The organism is Pseudomonas sp. RIT357 (assembly GCF_000632245.1).
Classification (GTDB): Bacteria; Pseudomonadota; Gammaproteobacteria; order Pseudomonadales; family Pseudomonadaceae; genus Aquipseudomonas; species Aquipseudomonas sivasensis.
In genome coordinates, this window is the sequence record NZ_JFYX01000033.1 from 1 (window position 1) to 739 (window position 739).

At 57.2% G+C, this 739-nt stretch carries 1 protein-coding gene; it reads right to left on the reverse strand.

Features of this window, described 5'->3' with window-relative positions; genetic code table 11:
* Positions 1 to 474: 474 nt before the first annotated feature.
* Positions 475 to 739: hypothetical protein (locus BW43_RS29125; protein ID WP_218186595.1), on the reverse strand; the 265-nt coding region annotated here is incomplete at its 5' end.

Here is a 739-nt window from a genome sequence, read left to right on the forward strand (position 1 = left end):
AGAACCCAATGGCCGGTTTTAGGGCCGCTTCGCAGCCCAGCGCAGGGCAAGCCTGCTCACCACAAAGGTTGTGTTCGCCATCAGGTATAGGCTCACCGCAAAGAGTCTGTTCACCTCAACAATCGACCCCACTCGTGATGGTTGAGGAGAGCAGGCGTTTTTGTGGTGACTGTGCTTTTTGGGGGGAGCCGGCTGTGTGTGGTGACTTTGCTTTTTGTGGTGCGCCAGCTGTGTGTGGTGAGTTTGCTTTTTATGGTGAGCTGGCTTTGTGTGGTGTGTGGTGGGTTCGCTTTTTGTAGTGAGCAGGCTTGCCCTGCGCTGGGGCGCGAAGCGGCCCCAATCCAGTCGCCGCGTTTCTCCAGGCAGAACCCAATGGCCGGTTTTAGGGCCGCTTCGCAGCCCAGCGCAGGGCAAGCCTGCTCACCACAAAGGTTGTGTTCGCCATCAGGTATAGGCTCACCGCAAAGAGTCTGTTCACCTCAACAATCGACCCCACTCGTGATGGTTGAGGAGAGCAGGCGTTTTTGTGGTGACTGTGCTTTTTGGGGGGAGCCGGCTGTGTGTGGTGACTTTGCTTTTTGTGGTGCGCCAGCTGTGTGTGGTGAGTTTGCTTTTTATGGTGAGCTGGCTTTGTGTGGTGTGTGGTGGGTTCGCTTTTTGTAGTGAGCAGGCTTGCCCTGCGCTGGGGCGCGAAGCGGCCCCAATCCAGTCGCCGCGTTTCTCCAGGCAGAACCCAATG